The 17,557-nt window shown below is 59.7% G+C and carries 24 protein-coding genes and 3 pseudogenes; 15 read left to right on the top strand and 12 right to left on the bottom strand.

The genetic code is table 11. The features are described from left to right. Window positions 1-27 precede the first annotated feature (27 nt). On the bottom strand, window positions 28-741 hold the full coding sequence (locus AACY52_RS26500; protein ID WP_339421318.1) for a murein L,D-transpeptidase catalytic domain family protein: 714 nt from the start codon (window positions 739-741) through the stop codon (window positions 28-30). Window positions 742-781: 40 nt separating this feature from the next. Between AACY52_RS26500 and AACY52_RS26495 the strand changes: the two genes are divergently transcribed. Next, complete coding sequence (locus AACY52_RS26495; protein WP_339421319.1) at window positions 782-2,377, top strand: L,D-transpeptidase family protein; 1,596 nt, start codon at window positions 782-784, stop codon at window positions 2,375-2,377. Here the strand turns inward: AACY52_RS26495 and AACY52_RS26490 are convergent. Next, window positions 2,358-2,909, bottom strand: a complete 552-nt coding sequence (locus AACY52_RS26490) for an AAA family ATPase (RefSeq protein ID WP_339421320.1) — start codon at window positions 2,907-2,909, stop codon at window positions 2,358-2,360. The genes AACY52_RS26495 and AACY52_RS26490 overlap by 20 nt on opposite strands. A 74-nt stretch (window positions 2,910-2,983) precedes the next feature. On the opposite strand from AACY52_RS26490, the gene dapF reads away from it, so the two are divergent. Beyond that, a complete protein-coding gene (gene dapF, locus AACY52_RS26485) occupies window positions 2,984-3,787 on the top strand; it encodes a diaminopimelate epimerase (RefSeq protein WP_339560975.1) in 804 nt (267 codons plus the stop codon). An 86-nt stretch (window positions 3,788-3,873) separates the two neighbouring features. Further along, window positions 3,874-4,398, top strand: coding sequence for a hypothetical protein (locus AACY52_RS26480; protein ID WP_339560974.1), 525 nt, complete (start codon window positions 3,874-3,876; stop codon window positions 4,396-4,398). A gap of 15 nt (window positions 4,399-4,413) precedes the next feature. Here the strand turns inward: AACY52_RS26480 and AACY52_RS26475 are convergent, their stop codons facing one another. Both AACY52_RS26475 and AACY52_RS26470 read right to left on the bottom strand, forming a co-directional pair. Next, window positions 4,414-4,839: a GNAT family N-acetyltransferase gene (locus AACY52_RS26475; protein WP_339421323.1), complete on the bottom strand. Its 426-nt coding sequence runs from the start codon at window positions 4,837-4,839 to the stop codon at window positions 4,414-4,416. Next, window positions 4,836-5,333 (bottom strand): GNAT family N-acetyltransferase, encoded by a 498-nt coding sequence (locus AACY52_RS26470; protein WP_339421324.1) that lies wholly within the window; start codon window positions 5,331-5,333, stop codon window positions 4,836-4,838. Before AACY52_RS26470 ends, AACY52_RS26475 begins: the two co-directional genes overlap by 4 nt. A gap of 207 nt (window positions 5,334-5,540) precedes the next feature. On the opposite strand from AACY52_RS26470, the gene AACY52_RS26465 reads away from it, so the two are divergent. Then, window positions 5,541-6,011 (top strand): GNAT family N-acetyltransferase, encoded by a 471-nt coding sequence (locus AACY52_RS26465; protein ID WP_339421258.1) that lies wholly within the window; start codon window positions 5,541-5,543, stop codon window positions 6,009-6,011. A 206-nt stretch (window positions 6,012-6,217) separates the two neighbouring features. Continuing rightward, window positions 6,218-6,421: pseudogene (locus tag AACY52_RS26460) on the top strand (DHCW motif cupin fold protein); the annotation flags it as partial. A 48-nt stretch (window positions 6,422-6,469) separates the two neighbouring features. Here the strand turns inward: AACY52_RS26460 and AACY52_RS26455 are convergent. Together AACY52_RS26455 and AACY52_RS26450 are read right to left on the bottom strand one after the other, a co-directional pair. Further along, window positions 6,470-6,952: a copper chaperone PCu(A)C gene (locus AACY52_RS26455; protein ID WP_339421259.1), complete on the bottom strand. Its 483-nt coding sequence runs from the start codon at window positions 6,950-6,952 to the stop codon at window positions 6,470-6,472. Further along, window positions 6,952-7,560 carry an SCO family protein gene (locus tag AACY52_RS26450; RefSeq protein ID WP_339421260.1) on the bottom strand — a complete coding sequence of 203 codons (609 nt, stop codon included), beginning with the start codon at window positions 7,558-7,560 and terminating at the stop codon, window positions 6,952-6,954. Before AACY52_RS26450 ends, AACY52_RS26455 begins: the two co-directional genes overlap by 1 nt. A gap of 181 nt (window positions 7,561-7,741) precedes the next feature. Here AACY52_RS26450 and AACY52_RS26445 point away from each other — a divergent pair, with 181 nt between their 5' ends. After that, entirely contained in the window at window positions 7,742-8,125 is a 384-nt protein-coding gene (locus tag AACY52_RS26445; protein ID WP_339421262.1) for a DUF2946 domain-containing protein, read from the top strand. Between the two features lie 63 nt (window positions 8,126-8,188). Continuing rightward, window positions 8,189-8,734, top strand: coding sequence for a putative natural product biosynthesis protein (locus AACY52_RS26440; protein WP_339560973.1), 546 nt, complete (start codon window positions 8,189-8,191; stop codon window positions 8,732-8,734). Window positions 8,735-9,134: 400 nt separating this feature from the next. On the opposite strand, the pseudogene AACY52_RS26435 reads toward AACY52_RS26440, so the two are convergent. Beyond that, window positions 9,135-9,425 (bottom strand): annotated as a pseudogene (locus AACY52_RS26435) (hemerythrin domain-containing protein); the annotation flags it as partial. Here AACY52_RS26435 and AACY52_RS26430 point away from each other — a divergent pair. After that, the gene (locus AACY52_RS26430) at window positions 9,424-9,630 is read left to right on the top strand and encodes a PLDc N-terminal domain-containing protein (protein ID WP_049712903.1); all 207 of its coding nucleotides are present in this window, start codon (window positions 9,424-9,426) and stop codon (window positions 9,628-9,630) included. The pseudogene AACY52_RS26435 and the gene AACY52_RS26430 sit on opposite strands and share 2 nt — an antisense overlap. A gap of 58 nt (window positions 9,631-9,688) precedes the next feature. On the opposite strand, the gene AACY52_RS26425 is transcribed toward AACY52_RS26430, so the two are convergent. After that, window positions 9,689-10,249, bottom strand: coding sequence for a type 1 glutamine amidotransferase domain-containing protein (locus AACY52_RS26425; RefSeq protein ID WP_339421265.1), 561 nt, complete (start codon window positions 10,247-10,249; stop codon window positions 9,689-9,691). Between the two features lie 26 nt (window positions 10,250-10,275). Then, the gene (locus AACY52_RS26420; RefSeq protein WP_339421266.1) at window positions 10,276-10,779 is read right to left on the bottom strand and encodes a DUF4142 domain-containing protein; all 504 of its coding nucleotides are present in this window, start codon (window positions 10,777-10,779) and stop codon (window positions 10,276-10,278) included. A 196-nt stretch (window positions 10,780-10,975) separates the two neighbouring features. Between AACY52_RS26420 and AACY52_RS26415 the strand changes: the two genes are divergently transcribed. The 3 genes from AACY52_RS26415 to AACY52_RS26405 all read left to right on the top strand — a co-directional run bounded on the left by AACY52_RS26415 (window position 10,976) and on the right by AACY52_RS26405 (window position 11,992). Then, entirely contained in the window at window positions 10,976-11,200 is a 225-nt protein-coding gene (locus tag AACY52_RS26415) for a hypothetical protein (RefSeq protein WP_339421267.1), read from the top strand. A gap of 2 nt (window positions 11,201-11,202) precedes the next feature. Next, window positions 11,203-11,634: a DNA methylase gene (locus AACY52_RS26410; protein WP_339421269.1), complete on the top strand. Its 432-nt coding sequence runs from the start codon at window positions 11,203-11,205 to the stop codon at window positions 11,632-11,634. A 67-nt stretch (window positions 11,635-11,701) separates the two neighbouring features. Further along, complete coding sequence (locus tag AACY52_RS26405) at window positions 11,702-11,992, top strand: DUF72 domain-containing protein (protein WP_339421271.1); 291 nt, start codon at window positions 11,702-11,704, stop codon at window positions 11,990-11,992. Here AACY52_RS26405 and AACY52_RS26400 read toward each other — a convergent pair. Beyond that, entirely contained in the window at window positions 11,957-12,742 is a 786-nt protein-coding gene (locus AACY52_RS26400; protein ID WP_339421273.1) for a DeoR/GlpR family DNA-binding transcription regulator, read from the bottom strand. The genes AACY52_RS26405 and AACY52_RS26400 overlap by 36 nt on opposite strands. Window positions 12,743-12,863: 121 nt before the next feature. Between AACY52_RS26400 and AACY52_RS26395 the strand changes: the two genes are divergently transcribed. Beyond that, on the top strand, window positions 12,864-14,024 hold the full coding sequence (locus AACY52_RS26395) for an alpha-hydroxy acid oxidase (RefSeq protein WP_339468683.1): 1,161 nt from the start codon (window positions 12,864-12,866) through the stop codon (window positions 14,022-14,024). A 192-nt stretch (window positions 14,025-14,216) separates the two neighbouring features. Here the strand turns inward: AACY52_RS26395 and AACY52_RS26390 are convergent, their stop codons facing one another. Then, window positions 14,217-15,143, bottom strand: a complete 927-nt coding sequence (locus AACY52_RS26390; RefSeq protein ID WP_339421277.1) for an alpha/beta hydrolase — start codon at window positions 15,141-15,143, stop codon at window positions 14,217-14,219. A 160-nt stretch (window positions 15,144-15,303) separates the two neighbouring features. On the opposite strand from AACY52_RS26390, the pseudogene AACY52_RS26385 reads away from it, so the two are divergent. Both AACY52_RS26385 and AACY52_RS26380 read left to right on the top strand, forming a co-directional pair. Beyond that, window positions 15,304-16,108: pseudogene (locus AACY52_RS26385) on the top strand (SDR family NAD(P)-dependent oxidoreductase). Window positions 16,109-16,119: 11 nt separating this feature from the next. Further along, window positions 16,120-16,707, top strand: coding sequence for an NUDIX domain-containing protein (locus AACY52_RS26380; RefSeq protein ID WP_065872219.1), 588 nt, complete (start codon window positions 16,120-16,122; stop codon window positions 16,705-16,707). 177 nt (window positions 16,708-16,884) lie between these two features. Here the strand turns inward: AACY52_RS26380 and AACY52_RS26375 are convergent, their stop codons facing one another. Beyond that, the gene (locus AACY52_RS26375; protein ID WP_339421279.1) at window positions 16,885-17,283 is read right to left on the bottom strand and encodes a hypothetical protein; all 399 of its coding nucleotides are present in this window, start codon (window positions 17,281-17,283) and stop codon (window positions 16,885-16,887) included. An 84-nt stretch (window positions 17,284-17,367) separates the two neighbouring features. On the opposite strand from AACY52_RS26375, the gene AACY52_RS26370 reads away from it, so the two are divergent. Next, window positions 17,368-17,557 (top strand): transposase (locus AACY52_RS26370; protein ID WP_339529837.1); only part of this gene is annotated, 190 nt, incomplete at its 3' end.

The following is a 17,557-nucleotide window of genomic DNA, read 5'->3' as shown; positions in this document are numbered from 1 at the left end:
GCTCTCTTTTTTATCTATGGGGACAGGCTATCCGCCACGGATTGTACGACTACTCGCCACCTGTTGGGGTTTGCAATTGAGGTACGTCGAGGACTTCAACCAGCGCTGGTCGGGGTACCACGAAAACATGAACTGCCCATCCTTGAGTTTATCCACCACTTGGCGCGCCACCTGCGGGCGCACGGCCGGGCAACCCTGGCTGCGGCCGATACGGCCTTCGCGCTTGCTCCACAACGGGCTCACGTAGTCGGCGGCATGAATCACGATGGCGCGGTCGCGGGCCTGGTCATTGAAGCCCGGCTCCAGGCCATCCATGCGCAGTGAGTAACCGTGGGTGCCCAAGTAACTCTCCTGGGTGCGGAACAGGCCCAGGCTGGATTGGTGACTGCCTTCCAGGTTGGAGAACTGCGTGGCGAAGTTCTCCCCGGATTTGGCGCCATGGGCCACCAGGTCGCGCAGCACCAGGGTCTTCTTGCGCAAATCGAAGATCCACAGCCGACGGGCGGTCGAGGGCTGGGAGTAATCAATGACGGCCAGGCGGTCGGAACGTTCCTCGCCGTTATTGACCGCGCACTGCACCGCGTTCAGGGCGCTTTTCAAGACAGTGGGATTGAGTTCTGGAGCCGAGCGCGCAAGGCTGCTATACAAGGAAAGAGGAATCCCATTGGCGGCGAGCGCAAAATTGCTCAATGTAACCAAGGGCATGGCGATCAGGCCGAGGCGGCAAAGAAAATTCAACATCTACAGTACATTCCCCCGCTGTGGATTGGAGCTAAGACAATTGTTCAAAAAACACGCATGTTACTTGAGCATTTGCCTGCTCGTTGCACCATTGGTCGCGACAGCCGACGCGCTACCGGTTGAGCCGTTGCCGGTGACCACGCCGGCGCCGGTCGATCTGGCGCCCGTGCAGCAGGCGTTGGCGCAACTGCTCAGTGTCTGCCCAGGCCTGGCGGCGCAGATCGATGCCGTCGGCCAACTGCGCCTGCAAGCCTTCTACCAACAAGAGGGCAATGCGCCGTTGTGGTCCGCCGAAGATCGCCGCCAAGCCTTGCACACCCAACTGCAAATGCTCGCCGATGACGGCCTGAACCCCACCCACTATAGCTTGCCTTCGGCGCACGCCACGGCCAATGTGCTGTGCAGCGATATCAGTATCAGCCAAAGCTACCTGCAAGCGCTGCAGGATCTGCACTACGGGCGCCTGCAGCAATCGCGCTTCGAACCGTTGTGGCATTCCCAACCGCCCACCCGCGATCCCAACATCGAAGTGCTGGCCTTTGCCGCCACCGGCCTGCAAGACATGGCCCAGGCGTTTGACCAGGCTCGCCCCAGCGCGGACCTCTACCGCAGCCTGCGTAACGCCTATGCCACTGTGCGCCAGCAGCCGTTGCCCCATTGGGACCCGGTCGCCAGCGGCCCACTCTTGCGCCCCGGCATGGAAGACCCACGCGTGCCGGAACTGGCGCGACGCCTGATCAGTGGCGGCTACCTGGCCAACGCCTCCAGCGGCAAGCAGTACAACGACGAGCTGGTCAAGGCGGTCAAGGCCTTCCAGCTCAGCCATTCGTTGCAGGCTGACGGCGTGATCGGCGCCGGCACCTTGGCTGAACTGAATATCAGCCCGGCGATCCGCCGCGAACAACTGCGCATCAACCTTGAACGCTTCCGCTGGCTGTCCCAGGACCTGGAACCTGAAGGCGTGCTGGTCAACGTCGCCGCCGCGCAACTGAGCGTGTACCAGAGCGGCATCCCGGTATGGCAAACCCGCCTGCAAGTGGGTCGCGCCGAACGTCAGACGCCACTGCTCAAATCGCGCATCACGCGGCTGACGCTCAACCCCACCTGGACCATCCCGCCCACCATCATGCGCGAGGACAAGCTCCCGGCCATCCGCCTCAACCCCGAATACCTGCGCCAGCAAAACCTGCAAGTGCTCGACGCTGAAGGCCACCCGCTGGCACCGGAGCAAATTGACTGGGCACGCCCCGGCAATATCCTGCTGCGCCAGGAAGCCGGCCCGCGCAACCCGCTGGGCAAGATTGTGATGCGCTTTTCCAACCCGTTTTCGGTGTACCTGCATGACACGCCCAGCCAGCCACTGTTTACCAAAGGGCCGCGGGCGTTCAGCTCGGGCTGTGTGCGGGTCGAGCAACCGTTGGTGCTCAGGGATTTATTGGTAAGCCCGGCCGAACGCGCCCGCACGGATGAGCTGCTGGCGACCGGCGTGACCCATGAGTTCAGGTTGGCCACACCGGTACCGGTGCTGTTGGGCTACTGGACGGTCGAGGTCGACCGCCAGGGCGGGTTGGTATACGCGCCGGATATTTATGCGCGGGACCTGGTGTTGATAAAGGCTATGGGGAGTGTGCTCTGAGGGGCACGCTCACTACAAAGGCCTCTTCTGCCATAGAAGTAAGACTTGTCAAAATCATTGCAGTTGCCTGATCTGGTGTCATGAAGGCGGTGTCGACCGTCAGCGGTGCTTCATTCCAATCTTCGTACTCATGCACCAGAACCGACGCCCAGGTTGGAGGCACCAGGCCGGCAATGTCCCCCGCACGGGCTTCTACCCGCCGTTGATGTTCCAGCCGGTCTGAGCAAATCACCCTGACATCCAGCAACGCCCGTTCTGCCGTTGCCGCCACGGTCTTCCACGCCTCCCGACTTTCCTCGACCGGGTTCACGCAGTCGGCCACCACGGAGTGACCCAAGCGTAGATTGCTCAACGCCAGCGCATTCGCCACGCCATAGCCGCTGGTGCCCACATCGCTCGACAACACACCCGCCTCGCGGATCGCCTGTTCAATCACGTCGATGCGCAGGTACACCGCGCCGATCTGGCGCGCCAAGGCCTGGGCAATCGTGGTTTTGCCGGTGCCGGGCAGTCCGCTGAAGACAATTAACATGCGTTGCTCTCGATGGGGTTGGGCCCGTTCAGAGTATCCTTCACTCTCCCCACAGGTCGACCACTGGACAGCCGATGCACTTGCCGTTCGTAAAAATGCATGCCCATGGCGATGATTTCATCATCATCGACCGTCGTGGCCTGCACGATCCGATCACCCCGCACATCGCCCGCCAACTGGGTAACCGCCACACCGGAATCGGCTTCAACCAACTGGCCGTGCTGCTCGACTGTGAAGACGCCGCCGCACGCATCAAATTCTGGAACCCCAACGGCACGCCACTGGCGACCTGTGGCAGCGCCACCCGTGGTGTGGCCGACCGTTTGATGCATGAGGTCGGCACGGATTCGGTGGTGCTGCGCACTGACCGGGGCCTGCTGACCTGCGTGCGTGCGCCGGGGCGGCAAGTGTCGGTGAACATGGGCGAACCTTCGCTGGAGTGGGTGGCAGTGCCGCTGGCCGAGGCCATGGACACGCGCACATTGCCTCTGGAAGGCAACCCTGCGGCTTGCAGCATGGGTAACCCCCATTGCACGTTTTTCGTGGAAGACATTGCTGTTATCGACGTAGCTGCCCTGGGCCCGACGCTGGAAAATCACCCGCTGTTCCCGGCCAAGACCAATGTGCATTTCGTGCAGGTGCTCGACCGGGGCCATATCCGCCTGCGTATCTGGGAGCGCGGCGGTGGCGTGCCGTTGGGGTCCGGCTCGTGCTGCTGTGGGGCGGTGGTCAACGGGATTCGACGTGGGTTGCTGGATGCCACGTTGCAGGTGCAATGCGACGGCGGCACGGTGACCGTGCACTGGGCAGGCGAGGGCGGTGTGGTGCTGACGGGCAGTGTGGAACCGGTCATGCAGGGCAGCGTCTACGTGCCCTGAAACTCCACGGTAAACGTGGTGCCGAGTGCGGCACAGGAGCTCACCGCCACATCCCCGCCGTGTACCTTGGCCAACTCGCTGCCGTATTGACCCTCCCACTGCTCGGCGCCTGTTCCGACTACCACTACAAAAACTACCAGGGCGACTGGGCCCCGGAAAAACTTCACCCCGTCGACCTGTCCAACAACGCGCCGGACGCGGTGCTGGTGTACTTCGACACCTGGCGCGAGCGCGAGCTGGGCGTGCCGTTCCACCGCCTGGTATTGGCCGTCGAAGTAGATGGCCAACCGCTGCCCGGGGCAGGACGTCGCTCGATCCTCGACGTCAGCGGTGAGCAAGCCCTCAAACTCACGCCGGGCAAGCACTCGCTGCGCTGGTGCAACGTGTCGATGAACGCCCTGGGCACTGGTGGCGCGTTCTGCAACAAAGGCGCGGACGACGTCGACTTCAAAGCCGGCCAGCGTTACGTGGTGACCTATCGCCTGACGGCCAGCACCAAAGGTATCGGGCCTGTGGGGCCGAACTACAGCACTGAATACCGCACCTATTCGAGCATCCGGAACCTGGACACCCAGGAAGTGATTTTTCCGTTGCCGGGTGAGGAAGAATAACCCCGCCGGTGCGCGTCACAACACCTTATACAGAAACACCCGGCTGCTGCCCTGCGGTTCGCACGGTATCTCGCCGAACCGCACCCAGCCATGCTTCTCGTAAAACCCCGGCGCCTGGAAACTCAGGGTATATAGCATCGCGTTAGCACAACCCCGGCGCCGGGCCTCATCTTCGAAGGCTTGCAGCAACTGGCTGCCGAGCCCTGTGCCGCGCAGCGAATCGGGCAGGTGGAACAGGTCGAGGAAGGCCATCCCCAAGGTGGTCTTGCCGGTGATGCCGCCGAGGATTTGCTGGGTATCGGGGTCCTTGATCAGCACCGTGAGCAAGCGCCGATCGTTGTAGCCGGTGATGGCTTCGTTGAAGGCAGCGAGGCCATGGCCCAAGATGCGCTCGGCGTCGGGGTTGGGTTGGTCGCTGACTTCAATACGCGGTGCATTCATCCCTGGAGCGCCATTTCCATTTCATGCCACGCCATCCCACCGTGATCCGACGGCGAAGGGCGCACATAGCGATAGCCCATGCGCTCGTACAACGGCACATGCCGTTCCTTGCACATCAAGTGGATCGTCTGCTTGCCCATCCCGCGCATGCGCTGCACAAACTCGGTCATCAACGCCGTGGAATACCCCTTGCCCTGATGCGCCGGGTCGACCACCACCGACATGATCACCACATTCGGCGCCTCGGCCGAATGCCCCACCAACTCCTTGAATGCCTCGTCCGACATCACCACGTTATGAGCGCAGCCGCAGTTGATAAAACCTACCACCTCGCCATCGGCTTCCAGAATCAGAAAGCCCTGCGGATACTGCGCAATGCGCGTGGCGATTTTTCCCAGGGTGGCGGCTTCGTCGCCTTCGTAGGCGGTGGTTTCGATCTCGAAGCAACGCGGGGCGTCAGCGGGGAGGGCGTTGCGGAAAGTGAGGGCGGGCATGGGGTGTCCAGGGGGTGTTGAGCGAAAGGCCACATCATAGGCATCAGGCAAGATCACTGCCAGTCATGCTGCCGCCTTCGCGGCCTCGCTAAAGCTCGACGGCTCCCACAGGGGACTGCATCGCCTGTACAGTTCGACGATCAAAATGTGGGAGCTGTCGAGCTTTAGCGAGGCTGCGAAGACGGCGGATTATGGAGGGAGAGTGAAATGCTGGAGATAAAACGGGCTACCCCGGAGGATGCGCAGGTGGCGTTCGACATCCGTTTGCAGGCCATCCGCAGCCAGTGCATCGGCGCTTACACGCGCGACCAAATGATGCTGTGGACGAGGGGAAAGGCCGAGGATGGCTACGGCGTGCTGATGGATAAACTGTTTTACCTGGGGCAGGTAAACGGTCAGGCGGTAGCCACTGGCATGCTCGACTTGGACAACAACGAAGTGGGCGCGCTGTTTGTACTGCCCGAATTCACCGGGCGTGGGTATGGCAAGGCGATGCTCAATCACCTTGAGAGCGTGGCGCGCGAGCTGGAGATTGAAACCGTGGTGCTGGATGCAACGTTGAACGCAGCGACGTTCTATCGAGCCTGCGGCTACGTGGGGGACAAGCAGGCGATTTACCACTCGCCCTCGGGGTTAGCGTTAGCGTGCATCCCGATGACAAAACGGCTGAGCGCCTGACTGAGCACGGTTCCCGATGTGGGGGCTGGTTTGCCGGTGTGTCAGGCGACGAAAATGTTGGCAATGCTGCCGCCTTCGCAGCCTCGCCGGAGCTCGACAGCGCCAATGTTCATCACATCGACCGAAAAGCCGTGCGCAACCGCGCAATCACTGGGTAGATTGATTCCCCCTGGACCTGCGGCGGCGTAGTGCTCTCGCCAAATTCGCTTGAGTACACGCCCGGCTACCTGGCGGATCACTGGTGCTGGCGCGGGCATGTGCTGTTGTGCCTTGAAGGCGAGTTGCACACGGAGCTGGAAGATGGCCGCCAGTTCACCCTGACAGCTGGAATGAGTTACCAGGTGGGCAATGACATGGAAGGGCATCGCTCATCGACGGGCGTCGGGGCGAAGCTGTTTATCGTGGACTAAACCGTCATTCTCCGTAGGCGCGAGCAGGCCCGCGCCTACGGTCTTCCATCAATGCATCTTGCTGTGGTCCATATGGCCATGGTCCATGCCATCCAGCCCACGCGCCTTGGCGTTGACGTCGACAGTCTGCTTTTCACCCTTGGCATTTTGCACGGTGAGGGTCAGCGGCACCTGGTCGCCTTCCTTGATCTGGCCGGTCAGGCCCATCAGCATCACGTGGTAACCGTTGGGGTCGAGGGTCACGGCTTTGCCGGCAGGCAGTGCCACCGAATCCACCGGGCCCATGCGCATCACGTCGTCCTTCATGCTCATTTCATGGATCTGCACGTCCTTGGCCCCGGGCGAGGCCACGCTCAGCAGTTGGCTGTCGCTGTCGGCCGTGACGGTCATGAACGCACCGCTGGAAGGCTGGCCCGGCACGGTGGCGCGCACCCAGGCGTCGGTCACTTGCACCTGGGCGCTGGCGTGCGCTGCGAGGCCGAGCAGGGTCAGGCCGAACGTCAGGCGTTTGAGGTGTTGAACGGCAGTCATTAGCAGACCTCCATGACGGTGAGCAGGTCTTCTGCGCACTCTTTAGCGGTAAGGGATGCCCGCAGGCCCAGGCGCAGGTTGCCACGGGTATCGAACACGAAGCTGGTGGCGGTGTGGGACAGGGTGTAGGTGTCGCCGGCGGGGATCTTTTCATAAAAGATGCCGAATTCCTTGGCGGCCACGGCGATTTCTTCCGGGGTGCCATACAGCGCTTCGAAGCTGGGATCGAAGGCCTTGACGTACTTGTCGAGAATCTCGGGGGTGTCGCGTTCCGGGTCCAGGGTGATAAACACCACCTGCATGATTTCGCCGTCGCGGCCCATCAGCTTCTTGGCCTGGGCGGCACGCGCCAGGGTGGTCGGGCACACGGCCGGGCACTGGGTGAAACCAAAGAACACCACCGGCATCAGGCCACGATACGAACTGAGGGTGACGGTTTCGCCGGCGGTGTTCTTGAGCCTGAAGGTGCGACCCATGATCTTGTCGCTCAAGTCCTTGCCGTACTTGAAGTTCAGCTTGGGGCTGTAGTCACAGCCGCCCAGCAGGCTGCCCAGGCCCAGAAGGCCCATGCCGGTCAGCACTTTGCGGCGGGTGAATAGCGTACTCATCGACGGTGCGTCCTGTGAAACGCCTGCATTGCTCTGGATCTACACATCAGGCTTTGAAAAGGAGTAAAGGAGGAGGGCGCCAAGTCTACCAACCCTGGCGGCGACACGTAATCTGCGACGTTCTGTCACAGGGGCGTGCCGTGCTTCATCCTTTTGTGGCTCTGGTGGTAAAGTCGCCGCCATGAAATTGACCCACCCCGACCGTTCACTGATCGCCTGGGCCCTGTACTTTTGCATGCTGATGAACCTGTTCGTCTGCGGTTTGGGTCATGGACAGATGATGGGCCAGACACTCAATGGCGTCGGCGGGGCGTTCTGTTCGGTGGATGGCAGCCAGGCGCCAGTTTCCGACAAAGGGTTGGGCAGCCCGTCTTCCAGCAACATCTCGAACTACTTTGCTTGCCCAGTTTGCAATGCGTTGACGCTTGCGCTGGTGTTTCTGGTCGGCCTGGCCTGGCTGTTAGGCCTGGGACGAACGCCACGTCCGACCCATGAACGACGCAACAAGGCGCCGCCGCGTTATTCCTGGCCCTCGGCGAACCCCCGCGCTTCACCTGCATTCTGACGTCCGCCCCGGGGCCTCCTGAAACCAGGAGGCGTTCCATCGTCATGACTGTGAGTGCGTTTCATGAACCTCCGACTGCCCGCAGGCGCCAGCCGCCTGGTCAGCAAGGCGTCCCGTCGCCTGCGCGCGGAACCTGTTCCGCCTGAATACCCCAGTAATTCGCGTAACTTCGTGCATCTGGATGCGCGCCTTTTGCCCTATTGGCACACCCTGTTCGATATCTGCCCGGCGCTGCTCAAACTCGACCCGCCCGAGGGCCTCAACCTGTTTCGCAGCTTCATGACCTGGGCCTATCGCAACCGGCCGCCGCTGGATTGGACCTACCACTTGAATGTCTGCCGCTGGCTGCTGGGCTCGGTCTATGGGGCGCAGATCGATGATGAGCCGATCGAGGCGTTCATGGCGGCGGCGGCCGCGGGCTGGGTCAATACGGACGAAAGCCAGGCCCAGGGTGTGGTCCTGGCCTGGCAGTCGTCGCGGGTTTTCGATTGGAAACACGCTCGGCGTACCGGGACCGAGCACCCGGCGCTGCCACCGCCACCCTGGGATTTTGCCTGGAGCCCGTTGAAAGCGTCGTGTGACTTCAGTGGGTGGTTGCCGGTGCCTTGAGCGGCTGCCGAGCGCCTCCCAACAGCTCTGCCTTGATCTGCATCAAGGCGCGATGCCGATCAAGGAGGTCGGGTGTGAGCGTCGTCCGCCGGTAAGGCGTCGCCTATGGTCGAGCCTTTTCCGCTTCACTCCAAGCACCCGTCACCGGTCACGGATGAACCGTCAACTGCCTGTGCGGGGTGCTTCCTGGCTGTCTCTATGGCTATCGGCGGGCTTGGCCCGCTTGCTCGGCGGTTTGTCGGTGGCTTTGGTTTTTTTGTCGCTGTCTGAGGGGCTGCTGGGGTAGGTCCCAGGCGGCAGGGCTGAACCGGCGTCGCTGTCGCCAGTCAAGGCGTTAGCGGCAGGCTCGGGGTTATCGCCAAAGGCTGAGAGGCCGACGATAAGCAAAATCCGTTGGGACGATATGCTGCTCCAGCAACGCCTTGACCACTTTGACGCGGCCGGAAAACTCGGTTGTCGAAGGCTCAGTCTGCTTCAAGTCAGGCAGCACCCGCGAGTCGACGGTGCGATGCTCTTCCTTGGCTTCGTGGTACATGATGTCCTGTTCCTTGCCGCCGGCCTTTCTGAATGCCGGGTACAGAATCTCTTCTTCCACCATGAATGGCGGGCGTATTAGCCGTTGCAGGTAATTTAAATGAACCCTCAGCGCCGATGCTTGACCTAATGCACAAGACCTCAGGAGGTGACTCATGCAATTAGAATATATCTGGATCGGTTTGGCGGTGATTTTGCTGCTCGCAGAGCTGTGGGCGATTAACGTTGTGTTGCGCAGCACGAGTGGCTGGGAGACTAAGGGGTTGTGGCTGATAATCCTGATCTTTGTGCCGCTGTTTGGGTTGATTGCATGGGCAATGTTCGGGCCGAAACGTGAGATGCCCGAGCAGCATCGAGGCTAAAACAGAGGTAAAAAAACAGGCGCCCATTGGGCGCCTGTTTGCGTTCAAAGCCACCTGTTCAGCCTGCGACTGCCTTGGCAATCGTGTCGTTGAACGCCGGCAAGTCGTCCGGCGTGCGCGAGGTAATCAGCGTCCAGCCATTGGCTGTGCACGTCTTGGTCTCGGCATCGACCCAATCCGCCGCGCCGGCATTGACCAAGTCGGTGCGCACACTCTTATACGAGGTCAGGGTCTTGCCCTCGATCACGCCCGCATCGATCAGAGCCCATGGGCCGTGGCAGATCGCCGCCACGGTTTTACCCGCCGTGACGAATTCGTTGATCAACGTTAAGGCAGCTGCATCCTGGCGCAAGGTGTCGGCATTGACGGTGCCACCGGGGATTACCAGGGCATCGAAGTCCGCCCCGGACAGTTCGGACAGCTTGGCGTCCGACTCTACGGTGCGGTCCTTTTCGGTGTCGCCGACAAACGTCTGGGTGGTGCCGCCCTCACTGGATCCATGGGTCACCGTAGCGCCAAAACCGCGCAGCGCTTCCAGGGGCTTAAGCAGTTCATCGCGTTCGATACCCGTGTTGGAGGTGATGATGAGGATGTTCTTGCCGTTGAGTTGCGAACTCATGTTCGAGTGCCTCCTGAGTCGTGGGGTTACTTGGCGTATTTGGCTTGCAGATCCTTGGCGGCCTTCAGGTGAGCTTCAAGGGTTGGCAGAGTCTTGGTGGCGAAGGCCTTCAACTCAGCATTGTCCGAAGACATGGATTCTTTCTTGAACAGCTCGACGGTTTTTTCATGGGCGGCGACCTGATTGTTGGCGTAGGCCTCGTCAAACGATTCGTCGCGCATTTCCAGGATGGCTTTCTTAGCCTTATCCGTCAGGGCAGCATCATCCGGTACTTCGATGTCGAGCTTTTTAGCCAGGGTCGCCAGTTCCTGATTCGCCTTGGTGTGTTCAGTCACCATGTGTTGGGCAAAGGTCTTCACATCAGCCGAACTGCTCTTTTGCAGGGCCAGCTTGCCCGCCTCGATTTCGGTGATGCCACCTTCGGCCGCATTGTCGACAAAGCTATTGGACGTTGCCGCCATGGCGGTCGAAATTGAGCCTGCAACCAGTACGAAGGTCAGGCCCATTTGTTTCATTAACTGAGTAGTCATGGTGTGGCTCCTTAAAGGTGGCGTGATGCCGTTACCTGAGTGTTGAGGGGGTGGCTGTGCAAAAGGTTTAATTTAATTCGCGCTTATTTCGCCAGTGGCCGTGCCCGGTTGAATTCTTGAACTATCGAAATTCAGTGGCCTCTGCTGCTTAGGTGTCCGCGGATTTTTGCGGGCTGAAACTGCCAGGAGATTGACCATGACCGATCACAAAAACGCTGACAAAACCCCAGACCCGATCAGCTCGGAAAACGTGCAGAAAGGCATTGAACAGCCATCCAAGGGGCAGACCCTGGACCGTCCGAACCCCAAGACCGAAACCGTCGATAAAGTGCTGACACCGACTTCGATCAAAGAGACTGAGCGCCAGACCGATGCGATTAACGAGCAGGCCGACAAAGCCGAGCGCAAGTTGGGGCACTAGCCATGGCTCGGGCGATTACCGCGTCTGAGTTGGGCATCGAGCTCAAGCCTGACGATGACGCGAGCCTGTTCAAATGGTTTATCGCCAGCTTCTTGATGGGCAAGCGGATTCAGGCGCCAATCGCTGCGCAGGCCTACAAGGTGATCGTTGAAGAACAAGGTCGCGACACTGCACGCAAGTTGCAGCACTGCACTTCACGGGAATTGGTCGTCATGTTAGGGCGTGCTCACTACGTGCGTTACGACGAAACCACCGCGCAGCGCTTGCTGGACCTCAGCGCCAAGCTGAATGCCGAGTACGCTGGCAAGCTCACCCAGATGCGCAGTGCCAGTAAAGACCGCCAGGCGTTTGAAAAGCGCCTCGGGGAATTCGACGGCGTAGGACCTAAAACCATCGAGATTTTCATGCGTGATGCGGCGCCGGTGCTGTTTTAACCACGTCGCTTTTTGTGGGATGCGGGTGCTTGAGCCGCGTTACGCTACCTGGCTCGCAGCTGAGGTAATGTTGCAGGATTTTGAAATTGGCAGGGTTGCCGCTGATCCTGCTGTGATTGAAACCGGCGGCGTGCCCGGCGGTTGGCGGGGCGTGATTTATTGGCGCCTGTATGGATCACCGCGTATCTATCACAGTGCTTATGGCCCTGAGCGAGTGCAGGCATTTGCGCAGGCATTGGTTCAGGCTACCAACGCCGGCATTCCCACGGGGTGCATCTTCGACAATACCGCCAGCGGGCATGCGACGCCCGACGCCTTGTCCCTACTCGACCTCTACTCGCAACACTTCCAAGCCTAACTGCTCATACGCCTCCATACTCGGCACATGCCATTCGGTAATCAGCGTATGAATGTGGCTGCAGGGCGCCACCACAAAGGGCTCCACCGCACCGAGCTTGTCCGCCATGGTCACCGCCACTACATGGGAGGCGCTGTCGAGCAAGGCTTGCTTGACCGCCACTTCATCAAAGTGCAGCGAGCTGATGCCCACTTGCGGATGCAGCGCGCACACCCCGGTAAACAGCAGGTCGGCCTTTATGCTTTGGATAAGGCGCACAGTTTCGTGGCCGTTGGTGGAGAGCGTCGCGGGGTTGAGTTGGCCACCGGTGAGGATCACTTTTACATCGGGGTGGTCGGCCAATGCGATGGCGATCAAGGGCGACGTTGTGACCACGGTCAGGCGAATCGAGCGGGGCAATGACTGCGCGATCTGCAGCGTTGTGGACCCGGAATCGAACAGCACGATCTGGCCATCTTGCACGCGGTCGGCCGCCAGTCGGGCGAGGCGGCGCTTGGCCTCGTTGGTTTCGCCAACGCGGGTGAAAAAGTCTTTGCCAGTGTCCTTGGGTCGAGGCAGGGCGCCGCCGTGCACGCGTTGCAACAGGCCGGCGGCGGCGAGTTCGCCGAGGTCCCGGCGGATGGTGTCTTGGGATACGGCAAAGTGGTCCACCAATTCCGAGGCGGTGACTTTGCCGTCGCGTTCCAGCAACAACAGGATCTTCTGTTTGCGCAAAGAAGGCAGGTCAATGGCGTGATGAGTCTTGTGCATTGTTTTGCGTTATTTTGCGGGTTTGTGCAAGATTATGCGTCTGCCGATATAAACGCAATGGCTGGTTGAGCAGCCGATGGGCGGTTACTCTCAGTGTTCAGTTCAGGGAGAGGTGACTTAGATGTCGTTGATTACAACCATCGAAGATTTACGCAAGCTCGCGCAAAAACGTGTCCCACGGATGTTCTACGACTACGCCGACTCCGGCTCCTGGACTGAGAGCACCTACCGGGCGAATGAAAGCGATTTTGCCAGCATCAAATTCCGCCAGCGGGTGGCGCGCAATATCGACGAGCGCTCGATCCGTGCCAGCATGATCGGCCAGGACATGGCCATGCCGGTGGCGCTGGCGCCGACCGGATTGGCCGGCATGCAGCATGCCGATGGCGAGATCCTGACCGCCCGTGCGGCTGCCGCGTTTGGCCTGCGCTACACCTTGTCGACCATGAGTATCTGCTCCCTGGAAGACATCGCTGAACACGTCGGCCAGCCGTTCTGGTTCCAGTTGTATGTGATGCGCGATCGCGCTTTTATCGAACACTTGATCGAGCGCGCCAAGGCTGCAGGCGTGGATGCGTTGGTGCTGACCCTCGACCTGCAGATCCTCGGGCAACGCCACAAGGACTTGATCAACGGCCTCTCGGCACCGCCCAAACTGACCCTGCCGAATATCCTCAACATGGCCACCAAGCCGCGTTGGGTGATGGGCATGCTGGGCACCAAGCGCCGTGGTTTCGGCAATATCGTTGGGCATGTGAAAGGTGTGGCGGACATGAGTTCACTGTCTTCCTGGACGGCCCAGCAATTCGACCCGCGCCTGAGCTGGGACGATGTGGAGTGGATCAAGAAGTGCTGGGGCGGCAAGTTGATCATCAAGGGCATTCTCGATGTAGAAGATGCGCGCCTGGCCGCGAATTCCGGCGCCGATGCACTCGTGGTGAGCAATCACGGCGGTCGCCAGCTGGATGGCGCGCCGTCGAGCATCAGCCAACTGCCGGCAATCGTGGAGGCGGTGGGAGAGCGTATTGAAGTGTGGCTCGACGGCGGCATTCGTTCTGGCCAAGACGTGCTTAAGGCGATGGCGTTGGGTGCAAAAGGCACCATGATCGGTCGGCCGCATTTGTATGGCCTGGGTGCGATGGGCGAGGCGGGCGTGACCAAGGCACTTGAAATCATCGCCCGTGAGTTGGACGTGTCGATGGCGCTGTGTGGGTATAACGATATACGCGATGTGAATCGCGAGATTTTGTTGCCCGGCACATTTCCAGAAAACTTTTATTGAGCAAAAAAAACGTAAAAATATGAAAAGAGTTGTCCACGAAAACCGTGGGTATCTCTGTGGATAACTTTGCGAAGCCCCGACAGGGTTGGCGATTTAAGCCAAGATCAATATTTGATCAACTTCTGACTTGGCCCAGCATGGGCTGGGTTTGCGCTTGACAGGCAAGCGCGAATCCAGTGCCGGAATGTGTTTTCAAGACTCGCCGTTGCGGCCTGTGGCGTGCGTGACAACCTGGGGTGGCATCTTCGCTTGCATCAGTTTGTCCAACGCCTGGCCATAACTGCGACCGCCCAGGCTCATGCTGTTGTTATGGCTGGCGCCGGGTACCAATAACAGCCGTTTGGGTTCCTGGGCGGCTTCAAACAATTGTTGGCTGAAACGCGGCGGCACGTAGCGGTCGTCTAGGCCATGCACCACCAGCAACGGCATATGGATATCGGCAATCTTGTCGATGGAGTCGAATTTCTGCGACAGCAGCCAGCGCACCGGCAACGAACTATTGGCCACCGCCGTGGCTACATCTGCCAGCGAGGTAAAGGTGGATTCAATCACCAAGCCGCGAACTGGCAGTGGTGTTTGTTTGCCTAACTCGGCGGCCAGGTCGATGGCCACCGCGCCGCCCAGGGAGTGCCCGTAGATCAGGCGTTTGCTGGGGTCAGGTTGCAGCACCTGGAAGCGTTCCCAGGCAATTCGAGCGTCTTCATACACGCTGGTTTCTGACGGAAGCTCGCCGTGGCTCTGGCCGAAACCGCGGTAGTCGATGGCCAGCACCGAGTAGCCCAGGGCGTGCAATTGCTCGATGCGAAACAGTTGCCCGGTGAGGTTCCAGCGTACGCCGTGCAGGTAGAGGATCGCGGGTGCGTCCTTCTTGTCCGCCGGGTACCACCAGCCATGTATGTTCTGCCCCGATTTGAAACTGGCGGGTTTGAGTTCGAACTCCTGCACCGCCTTAGGTAAGCCGCTGTACCAGCTGGCGGTACCTGGCTCGATGCGAAACACCAGTTCGCGTTCCTTGTGCTGCAGCACGGTGCACCCCACCGGCAGGCCGACGATCAACAACGCCATGCACAACAGCGGAAACCAGCGCAGGCTCAGGCGCGAGAAAAAACGAGAGGGCATGAAGTTTCCAGAGAAAAGGTGAAGCAGGGTTTTTACCAGATGGCCCACACAGGCAGGAATTAATTCGACAGCCGTCCACGGGGATTGCTTGCAAAGTGTTACAGCATTGAACAATGCGTGCAGGGATTGTTAGGGTGGGGCCGAACAGGAGAGCAAGCACATGGATTTCACAGGCAAAACCGCAATCGTCACTGGCGGCGCACGCGGGTTGGGACTCAGCTATGCACGGGCACTGGCCCAAGGCGGCGCGCGAGTGGTGATCAGCGACATCGGCGCCGACAACGCCGGCTCAGGCAGCGATGCCTAGGTGGTGCAGTCGGCGGCAGAGGCCTTGCAGGCCGAAGGCTTGACTGTTATCGGCCATGGCGGTGACTTGTCCACGAACGAGGGCTGCCAACAACTGGTTGCGTACGCCATCGAGGCATTCGGCCAACTCGATATCCTGATTCACAACGCAGGCTGGGTGGGTTACCAGAACATCGCCGACCTCGACGTTGCGTTCCTGCAACGTGCCATGGATATCAATCTCTACGCACCACTCTGGTTGTGCAAGCACGCCTGGCCGCATCTGCTGCGTTCATCTGCGCCGCGCATCATTCTCACCACCTCCGACCGCGCCATGTATGCGCAATATGAACAGACCGGCCTGGTGGCCTACAGCGCAGGCAAGATGGCGCAACAATGCGATCTCGCCGGTCGCCAAGACGCGCATGTGGGGCGTGACCGAAGAACCGGATGAACTCAAGCCGGAGTGGGTGACGCCGGGGGTTGTGTTCCTTGCATCAACGCAGTGCGACGACACGGGTTATATTCTGCGCGCCAGCAACGGGCAATTCACCGCCACGCGCTTTACGGAAAATCCCGGTGTGGAATACCCCCGTGATTTGGCCCGAATCAAAGCCCGAAGCGCAGAAGAAGTCGCTGCCGCCTGGGGTCGCATCAAACAAACGCAGACACTTTCTTGAGAAAACCGATCATGGATAACAGCCCCGTTCGCATCACCGCAGAAGAGACACTCTCGGAAAACTGGTACCTGCTGAAAAAATACAGCTTCGACCTGCGCCGCCGCGACGGCAGCTGGCAAGCCCAGACCCGCGAGGTATACGACCGCGGCAATGGCGCGACCATCCTGCTGTACAACCGCGAGCGGCGCACCGTGTTGTTGATTCGCCAGTTTCGGATGCCGACGTTTGTCAATGATTACCACGGATACCTGATCGAAGCGGCGGCGGGGTTGCTCGACAATGCCAGTCCCGAAGAACGTATTCGCCTGGAAGCGGAAGAAGAAACCGGTTATCGCGTGGGGCATGTGGAGAAGGTTTATGCGGCATTCATGAGCCCGGGCTCGGTGACGGAGCGGATTCACTTTTTCATCGGTGAATATCAACCGGGGGATCAGGTGGGCAGCGGTGGCGGTCTGGAAGAAGAGGGCGAGGATATCGAGGTGCTGGAGCTTGGCTTTGAGCAAGCGCTGGCGATGGTGCAAAGCGGAGAGATTGCGGACGGGAAGACCATCATGCTGTTGCAGCATCTGGAGTTGCGGATGTTGAAAGAAGGGTGGTGAGTCAGCTTTTGTAGTGAGCAGGCTTGCCCTGCGCTGGGCTGCGAAGCAGCCCTAAAAACAGACACTGCCGATTTAACTGAAAAACCCGTTGCCTGGATTGGGGCCGCTGCGCGGCCCAACGCGAGCAAGCTCGCTCACCACAGGATGGGCTGTGTTGCCTCGGAGAGCGGTTTTGGTTTACCAAGTTGATTGGTCTTCGAGGCTGGCTTTTTGTAGATCGTCTCTCCAGACTTCGTTGGCAAGCCGATAGATGTCGGCGAAGAAGCCACGGGGATCGGCTATTTCTGTTTCATTCCAAGCCATGGTTATATATTCGTCGTAATCGCTTTTAAATTCTTTCGAAAAGTCGAAGTCGGGATTGTCTAGTGCATCCCTGAGCGTCGAGATTAATATAAAGCGATGTCTGTATGAAAAATACATAAGGTCTTTCAGGATAAAAGAAATTATGATTTTTTCCCTGTCTTTCTTGTTGTTAGGGTCATGCTTCCATAGTTCTTTGCCAACTGTTTCTTCAAGGTCGTATACCGATAAAGCTCCTAATATGTGAGAGATGTTAGGGGTGTAAGGAGTGTTCATAAATGGGCATTTCAGCATTGTGTAGTGGTCTAATGAAACCGGACACCCATTTAGGCGAGAATGCTCGCCAGAACGAGGTGTCAGATGACCAAACAACGCCGTACCTTTTCCCCTGAATTCAAACGCGAGGCTGCCGACCTCGTTCTTAAGCAGGATTACAGCTTCATTGAGGCCAGCCGCTCGCTTGGTGTCGGCGAGTCGGCTTTGCGCCGATGGGTCGACCAGGTGCAGCAAGAACGCACGGGCGTCACCCCGCAGAGCAAAGCGCTGACCC

The sequence above is a fragment of the Pseudomonas sp. EA_65y_Pfl1_P113 genome (genome assembly GCF_963970525.1).
In the GTDB taxonomy this organism is placed as follows: Bacteria; Pseudomonadota; Gammaproteobacteria; order Pseudomonadales; family Pseudomonadaceae; genus Aquipseudomonas; species Aquipseudomonas tritici.
Note: the sequence above shows the minus strand (reverse complement) of the source record. Positions and strands in the feature narration are given on the sequence as shown.